Below are 7,475 nucleotides of genomic sequence, written 5' to 3'. Positions count from 1 at the left end.
CGTGTGGTGCTTTCCGGCGTCGTACACCCGCCGATTGTGAACTTTTTGGTCCCGGAGGGGATTCCAATCACCGCCGAAAGTGACGCGCGGGCCCGCCTGACGCGGTAAGGCAGGACTCGGAGGTGCCTATGAAGCCTTTGCCTGTTCCCGCGGCGGGTAATGGCCCCAGCCGCCGTGGTCGATGTCAAGCAGCTGGCCGTCTTCACCAAAGCAGAGAGTCACGGGTTCCCCGTAAAGCGCGCAGGACGGGTCGGGGCAGCGGTCACGGCGTGTGCCGGTGTAATCGGCGGCGTCGTATTGGTCCCAGTCATCGAGCTTGCCGAGGGCCCAGGAATCGCCCTGGTCCGCCAGGCCTTCCAGGTCCTCGCGGCTGTACTCCCGGCCGGACTGCGGGTGCGCGGCAGGGGAGGGGAAATCTGAGTGCCGGTTCATGGAAATGGCGGTGCTCCTTTCAGCTGCGGTGCTGCTAAAACTGCGGTACTGCGGTGCTCGTTTTCCGGTGGGAACAGCACCAATCTACTCCCGCACCCTGACATTCCCCGGCCCATCAGAGCGTGTGCCGCAGGCCGTCCCCGTTCCGGAACCGGGCCATGGCGTAGTCTGTAATCACCATGGCTGAAATTGATTTTCCCGCAGAAATCCGCGCCCTCCGCTCGACCTTCGCCTCCATCGAGGACGTCTCCGACGTCGCCGCGATGAAGGAGGACATCGCTGAGCTGAGCGAGATGGCAGGTGAGCCGAATCTCTGGGACGACCCCGACGCCGCGCAGAAGGTAACCTCCAAGCTCTCGCACCGCCAGAGCGCGCTGGAGCGGCTGCAGAAACTCGAGGCCCGCATAGATGACCTGGAAGTGCTCGTGGAGCTTGCCCAGGACGAGTCCGATGCCGACAGCAAGGCCGAAGCTGCAGCCGAACTGGAGTCGCTGCGCAAGGCACTGGCCGACCTGGAGGTCGTGACCCTCCTTTCTGGTGAATATGACGAGCGGGAAGCTGTCGTGACCATCCGTGCCGGTGCTGGCGGCGTGGACGCCGCGGACTTCGCAGAGATGCTGCTGCGCATGTACCTGCGCTGGGCAGAACGCCACGGCTACCCGACACAGGTCCTGGACACCTCCTATGCCGAAGAGGCCGGCCTCAAGTCCGCCACTTTTGAGGTCAAGGCACCGTATGCCTTTGGCACCATGGTGGTCGAAGCGGGAACCCACCGCCTGGTCCGGATCAGCCCGTTCGATAACCAGGGACGCCGGCAGACCTCGTTCGCCGCCGTCGAGGTCATCCCGCTGATTGAGGCCACCGACCACATCGACATTCCGGATAACGAGATCCGCGTGGACGTCTTCCGTTCCTCCGGCCCCGGCGGCCAGTCCGTGAACACCACGGACTCTGCCGTCCGCCTGACACACATTCCGACTGGGACTGTGGTCTCCATGCAGAACGAGAAGTCCCAGCTGCAGAACCGTGCAGCCGCCATGCGTGTGCTCCAGTCCCGCCTGCTCCTGCTGAAGAAGGAACAGGAGGACGCCGAGAAAAAGGCATTCGCGGGGGACGTCAAGGCCTCCTGGGGTGACCAGATGCGCTCCTACGTGCTGAACCCCTACCAGATGGTCAAGGACCTGCGGACGGAGCACGAAGTCGGCAACACCTCAGCGGTGTTCGACGGCGAAATCGACGACTTCATTGACGCAGGCATCCGCTGGCGTGCCAACGGAAGTGTCTCCGCCCGGAAGTAGCTGGCAGACGCCCGTTAACACTCCTCATTGACGCCGTTGTTCGTCTTGCCATAGGTTCGGCGGGATGCGGCCGCCGCGTGCCCGCTTAGGACCAACCGGCAAAGGAGCTGGAAATGAGCGCAGCTGGAGCTGGTACAGGACCGGGAACACTGGATGGACGGTCGGCCATTGTTACCGGCGGCGGCAGCGGCATTGGGGAAGCCTGTGCCGTAAAACTTGCCGAACTTGGCGCGAAAGTTACCGTTGCCGACGTTAATGCGGAAGCCGCGCAGCGAGTTGCCGCCCTGACCGGCGGAACTGCCTGGGAAGTCGACCTCAGTGATACCGGTGCCCTGGAAACCCTCACGCTGGACGCGGATATCCTCGTCAACAACGCCGGCATCCAGCGGATCAGCCCGATCCAGGAGTTCGACCCGGAAACGTTCCGGCTTATCCACCGGCTTATGGTCGAATCGCCTTTCCTGCTCATCCGCGCCGTCCTTCCGGGTATGTACGAGCGCGGTTTCGGCCGCATCATCAATATTTCCAGTGTCCACGGGCTGCGTGCATCCGAGTTCAAGAGTGCCTACGTCAGTGCCAAGCATGCCCTCGAAGGTCTCTCCAAGGTCGCTGCCCTGGAAGGCGGCCCGCACGGAGTGACCTCCAACTGCATCAACCCGGCCTACGTTCGGACGGCGCTCGTGGAAGCCCAGATTGCCGATCAGGCGAGGATCCACTCCATCCCCGAGGAAGAAGTAGTGGCCTCGATCATGCTCACGGAGTCCGCGGTGAAACGCCTTGTGGAACCCGGCGAGGTCGCGTCGCTGGCTGCCTGGCTTGCCGGGCCCGACGCCGGTATGGCAACGGGCGGTTCTTACACCATGGACGGCGGCTGGAGCGCCCGGTAAGTACCCGAAAAGTTACCTGGCTTGCGGGGACATCTCCGGCGACACACCTGCGTAGCCTCTGCCCGCCACGGGGTTCCGCTGGCTATAGTCGAAAGGCCGGTTCCCTGCTCCCGAGCTCAAAGGCCCTTACTGTTCCGGTTGTTACGTAGGGGCATGAAACAGCAATGATCACTTTTGACAACGTCACCAAGGTTTACGACCGCACTTCCAAGCCGGCCTTGAACTCGGTCAGCCTCGACGTCGACCGCGGTGAATTCGTCTTCCTGGTGGGAGCATCCGGTTCCGGGAAATCCACCCTCATCCGTCTGATGCTCAAGGAAGAGCACGCCACGCGGGGGACGGTTTATGTTGCCGGGTCCAACGTGGCCAAGATTCCCAGCTGGCGCGTGCCGCGGCTCCGCCGCGGCATTGGCGTCGTTTTCCAGGACTTCCGTCTGCTGCCCAATAAAACCGTCTTCGCCAACGTGGCCTTTGCCATGCAGGTGATCGGCCGCAGCCGCGCCGTCATCCGGGACTCGGTACCCGAGGTGCTGAAAACCGTGGGACTGGAAGGCAAAGATCAGCGGCTCCCGCACGAACTCTCCGGCGGCGAGCAGCAGCGTGTGGCCATCGCCAGGGCGATCGTGAACAAGCCCGGCATCCTGCTGGCTGACGAACCCACCGGAAACCTGGACCCGACCACTTCGCTGGGCATCATGAAGGTCCTGGACCGGATCAACCAAAACGGAACCACCGTAGTCATGGCCACGCACGACCATGACATCGTAAACGCCATGCGCAAGCGGGTTATTGAACTCCGCAGCGGCAAGGTCGTCCGCGACGAGCGCGAAGGAATCTACCTCGCGACGGCGATGCAGCCCACGGTTCCGGCGGCTGGAACGGCAGGCGCCGCAGACAAGGCTTCACCTGAGACCGTTGATGCTGCGAAACCCAACGGCCTGGCCGGTTCGGAGGTCTCCGAATGAGGATGGCTTTTGTCCTCGGCGAGATCGGCTCCGGAATCCGCCGCAACCTCTCGATGGTTGTCTCTGTCATTCTGGTGACCTTTGTTTCGCTGACGTTCGTTGGCGCTGCAGGCCTGTTGCAGCTTCAGATCAACCAGATGAAGGGCTACTGGTACGACAGGGTACAGGTAGCCGTCTTCCTCTGCGTCGGGGATGACACCTCCCCGTCCTGCGCCTCCGGGGCGGTCACTGACCAGCAGCGCAGCGCGATTGAAGCGAAGCTGGATTCCCCGGAGTTTGAGCAGTACATCGACACGGTCCAGTTCGAAGACCAGGCAACTGCCCTGGGCCACTTCCGCGAGCAGTTCGCCAACTCTCCGATCGTGGACAGTGTGACTGCGGACCAGCTGCCCGAGACATTCCGGGTGTCGCTGGTCGATCCGGAGAAGTACGAAGTCATTAATGAGGCGTTCTCCTCGATGCCCGGCGTCGAATCCGTCAGTGACCAGCGTGAGCTGCTGGAGAAGGTCTTTTCCTTCATGAACATAGCCTCGCTCGTGGCGCTGCTGATCGCCGTCCTGATGCTGGTTTGCGCAATCCTGCTCATCGCGACGACTATCCGGCTATCGGCGTTCAGCCGGCGAAGAGAGACCGGGATCATGCGCCTGGTGGGCGCCTCGAAAGCGGTGATCCAGCTGCCCTTTGTCCTGGAAGGCGTGATCGCCGCACTGATCGGGGCCGTGCTGGCCTCCGGCACGCTGTGGGCCGTGGCACACTTCTTCATAGGAATGCTGGCTCGCCAGTATCCCGCAACTGCCTTCATATCTGCACAGGAAGTACTCATACTGAGTCCGATATTGCTGATTCTTGGCGCGTTGCTGGCGGGCGTATCCTCGCTGCTGACGCTCAGACGGTACATCAAGGTCTAGAGTGTGGGCACCGGGAAAGGAAAGCTGAAAACTTCATGGAGAGTCTCGCCAATGATTGACCGTCAGGCCAAGCGGCAGCCGCATGCCGCTGCGGCGATACGCCCTGCCAAGCGGGCCGCTGCCACCGCAGCTGCCATGGCGCTTGCCCTCGTGCTCGCCTTCAACTCGACGGCCAACGCCGATGATCTCAGTGACCGCAAGGCCTCCCTCGACGCCGAGCAGCAGCGGGTCCAGGAAGAGTACGAGTACCTGGGCGAGGACATCGCCAAGACCGTGGCACAGCTGAATATCTATCAGAACGAGGAACTCCCGGCGGCACAGACCGTGCTGGCCGACGCCGAAGGCCGGGTCAGTACCGCCTCAGCCAAGGTGGGTGCGCTTACCGACCGGGTTGCCCTGGCACAGGAAACCCGCAACACGATCGCCGCCCAGATCGAAGAAGACAAAAAGGCGTTGAACGAAACGCAGAAGGTGATCGGCCAGATCGCCAGCCAGGCCTATAAGAGCGGGGGAGTGCCCTCAAGCCTCTCGCTGCTGTTCGGAGCGGACGGCGCCGACAGCCTGACGGACTCCATGGGAATGGCCGGGCAGGCCCTGCGCGGGCAGAACGCCGCCGTCGAGCGTCTCTCGCAGCAGGCAGCCACAAACGTGAACTCTGAGGCGCGGCTCTCCGCGGTCGAAGACGAAATCTCCGCACTCAAGGCGCAGGCAGAAGAAGCGCTGAAGGCCGAGCAGACGGCCCGTGATGAGGCTGCAGCCGAAAAGGCCAAGGTCGACGGACTGATCGCCAGCGCCGAAGCGCTCAACAGCGAACTCGAAGCACAGAAACCAGTGGTTCAGGCCAAGCTGGCTTCCATCCAGTCCGAGCAGCAGGCCGTCCAGGCGGAAATCGCCGAGCGCCAGCGCATTCTGCTGGAGGAAGCTCGCCGCGCCGAGGAAGCCCGCATCGCCGAAGCCAACCGCCTGGCAGCCGAAGAAGCGGCCCGCAACAACCAGCCGGCGCCGCCGCCGCAGACCAGCGCTCCCACCAACCCGTCGGCATTCGGCCTCCGGCACCCGGTCAGTGCACCGATATCCTCCGGGTTCGGTTGGCGTCCGACGCCGCCTGGCACCATCGACTTCTCCGGAACCGGCGGCTACCTGCACTCCGGCATCGACTTCGCCGCGGGCTGTGGTGCCCCGGTTTATGCCGCTGCGGCCGGCGAGGTCTGGCGCTCGGACATGGGCGGTAACGAGATGATCGGCACCGGCAACCGCGTTGTGATCAACCACGGAGTAATCGGAACCAGCGCGCTGGCCACGAACTATTACCACATGAGCAGCCGGGCCGTCTCAGCCGGACAGCGGGTCAACGCCGGCCAGCTGATCGGCTATGTAGGAACCACCGGTAACTCGACGGGCTGCCACCTGCACTTCGAGACCATGCTCAACGGACAGCTCGTTAACCCCATGGGACTGCTGTAGGCCTACAATAGGGGTTCCGCAGCTAGCATCCGCCTCACACTAAGGAGTTGAACCGTGCCCAAAGAAAGTGGCCGTAAAGTGGTGGCCACCAACCGTAAGGCCCGGCACAACTACGAAGTCCTGGATACCTATGAAGCCGGGATGGTGCTGATGGGAACCGAGGTGAAGTCCCTCCGGGAGGGGCGGGCCTCGCTGGTGGACGGTTTTGCGACGTTCTACAACGACGAACTGTGGCTTGAGGCTGTTTACATTCCGGAGTACCTGAACGGGAGCTGGACCAACCATTCGGCTCGTCGCCGTCGTAAGCTGCTGCTGCACCGCGAGCAGCTGGATAAAATCGCACAGAAAACCCGCGAATCCGGCTTCACGATCGTTCCGCTGCAGCTCTACTTCCTGGACGGACGGGCCAAGGTGGAAATCGCCATCGCCCGGGGTAAGCGCGACTATGACAAGCGGCAGACCCTGCGGGAGAAGCAGGACAACCGTGAAGCGCTGAGGGAGATGCGGGCCAAGAACCGCGGAGCCTGATGAGCGGAACGTTCTGGGAATCGCAGCCGGAGGAGGAGGTTCCCCCCAGCCCGCGGAAGCCTGTGTGGGCGTGGGCCATCACGGTGCTCGACCTGCTGATTGTGGTTGCCGTGTTGCCGGTGGTCATTCTGGTAGTTGTCCCGTTTTTCGTGGTTTTCTATGTCTATCTGGCGCAGGTCCTGGTCTGGATCTCTCCGGTGCTGCTGGTTGCCAACGCCATCCTGTTTGGCTGGGCGTTCAGGCGCAAGTACGCCGGCATGACGGCGTTGGCGATTCTGTCCGTGCTCTTTGTGCTGCTCGCCGGCCTGGTGCTGGTGGTCTGGGGTACACCCTTGACCGTCTTCGGCCTAACCTTCTAGCCCGGGATGCGCTATAGTTAACGGTCCGGTGTATTTATGGCCGGATGAAACAATCAGTTTGGTAACTGAATACGGGGATGACAGGTTTCGACGATGTTAGTCGCGACAGGTGAAGCGGGCCGAGGATGCAGGGTTATCTCGTAAACGCTCCTTGCAAACCAATAAGTGCCGAATCAAAGCGCACTGACTTCGCTCTCGCTGCCTAAGCAGCAGGCATAGTCCGTCAGCCCGGGAATGCTCTCGTCCCGGATACTGGCGTCATTTAGAGGGCCACTGCTGAGTACTCTCGCCGTTGGAGTGCTCGGGACTTTTAGACGGCTGGGCCCGGATCAGCCACTTGTTCACCTGATGGCTGGGGCCGAGAAACTCCGATGTGAACTGCGCCCGGAGAAGCCCTGACAACACGACATCGGACGGGGGTTCAATTCCCCCCATCTCCACTAGCGAGAAGCACCTCGGCCTTTGGGCCGGGGTGCTTTTCTGCGTCCGGCTTGTTTGCGTCCGGTGCAGCGACGGAAGGGATCACTGATCTGCCCAAACACCCCACCAGGTGACAAAAGAGTGGGAAGCCGTGCAAGGCCTCGCCCGACGGCTGCACTTCTACCTCGGCAAGAAGGCCTCAGCCCTGGAAGTC

At 62.5% G+C, this 7,475-nt stretch carries 8 protein-coding genes and 1 other RNA gene; 8 read left to right on the top strand and 1 reads right to left on the bottom strand.

Features of this window, described 5'->3' with window-relative positions; genetic code table 11:
• Positions 1-126: 126 nt before the first annotated feature.
• Positions 127-432: a hypothetical protein gene (locus RTN46_RS03550; RefSeq protein ID WP_312179056.1), complete on the bottom strand. Its 306-nt coding sequence runs from the start codon at positions 430-432 to the stop codon at positions 127-129.
• A 179-nt stretch (positions 433-611) separates the two neighbouring features.
• Between RTN46_RS03550 and prfB the strand changes: the two genes are divergently transcribed.
• The 8 genes from prfB to ssrA all read left to right on the top strand — a co-directional run bounded on the left by prfB (position 612) and on the right by ssrA (position 7,284).
• On the top strand, positions 612-1,730 hold the full coding sequence (gene prfB / locus RTN46_RS03545) for a peptide chain release factor 2 (protein WP_312179054.1): 1,119 nt from the start codon (positions 612-614) through the stop codon (positions 1,728-1,730).
• A 107-nt stretch (positions 1,731-1,837) separates the two neighbouring features.
• Positions 1,838-2,617 carry an SDR family NAD(P)-dependent oxidoreductase gene (locus tag RTN46_RS03540; RefSeq protein ID WP_312179061.1) on the top strand — a complete coding sequence of 260 codons (780 nt, stop codon included), beginning with the start codon at positions 1,838-1,840 and terminating at the stop codon, positions 2,615-2,617.
• Positions 2,618-2,781: 164 nt separating this feature from the next.
• A complete protein-coding gene (ftsE, locus tag RTN46_RS03535; protein ID WP_312179052.1) occupies positions 2,782-3,582 on the top strand; it encodes a cell division ATP-binding protein FtsE in 801 nt (266 codons plus the stop codon).
• A complete protein-coding gene (ftsX, locus tag RTN46_RS03530; protein ID WP_312179051.1) occupies positions 3,579-4,490 on the top strand; it encodes a permease-like cell division protein FtsX in 912 nt (303 codons plus the stop codon). Before ftsE ends, ftsX begins: the two co-directional genes overlap by 4 nt.
• 51 nt (positions 4,491-4,541) lie before the next feature.
• Positions 4,542-5,954: a peptidoglycan DD-metalloendopeptidase family protein gene (locus RTN46_RS03525; RefSeq protein WP_312179050.1), complete on the top strand. Its 1,413-nt coding sequence runs from the start codon at positions 4,542-4,544 to the stop codon at positions 5,952-5,954.
• Between the two features lie 54 nt (positions 5,955-6,008).
• Entirely contained in the window at positions 6,009-6,482 is a 474-nt protein-coding gene (gene smpB, locus RTN46_RS03520) for an SsrA-binding protein SmpB (RefSeq protein WP_312179048.1), read from the top strand.
• Positions 6,482-6,841, top strand: coding sequence for a hypothetical protein (locus RTN46_RS03515; protein WP_312179047.1), 360 nt, complete (start codon positions 6,482-6,484; stop codon positions 6,839-6,841). Before smpB ends, RTN46_RS03515 begins: the two co-directional genes overlap by 1 nt.
• 73 nt (positions 6,842-6,914) lie before the next feature.
• Positions 6,915-7,284: a transfer-messenger RNA gene (gene ssrA / locus RTN46_RS03510) on the top strand.
• Positions 7,285-7,475: the final 191 nt, after the last annotated feature.

This window comes from Arthrobacter sp. (genome assembly GCF_031988865.1).
Taxonomy (GTDB): domain Bacteria; phylum Actinomycetota; class Actinomycetes; order Actinomycetales; family Micrococcaceae; genus Arthrobacter_B.
Note: the sequence above shows the minus strand (reverse complement) of the source record. Positions and strands in the feature narration are given on the sequence as shown.

Bases quoted from the DNA above. Each gene is read 5' to 3' on its own strand.
- RTN46_RS03550 (WP_312179056.1), bottom strand. From the start codon at position 432: ATGAACCGGCACTCAGATTTCCCCTCCCCTGCCGCGCACCCGCAGTCC.
- prfB (WP_312179054.1), top strand. From the start codon at position 612: ATGGCTGAAATTGATTTTCCCGCAGAAATCCGCGCCCTCCGCTCGACC.
- ftsE (WP_312179052.1), top strand. From the start codon at position 2,782: ATGATCACTTTTGACAACGTCACCAAGGTTTACGACCGCACTTCCAAG.
- ftsX (WP_312179051.1), top strand. From the start codon at position 3,579: ATGAGGATGGCTTTTGTCCTCGGCGAGATCGGCTCCGGAATCCGCCGC.
- RTN46_RS03525 (WP_312179050.1), top strand. From the start codon at position 4,542: ATGATTGACCGTCAGGCCAAGCGGCAGCCGCATGCCGCTGCGGCGATA.
- RTN46_RS03515 (WP_312179047.1), top strand. From the start codon at position 6,482: ATGAGCGGAACGTTCTGGGAATCGCAGCCGGAGGAGGAGGTTCCCCCC.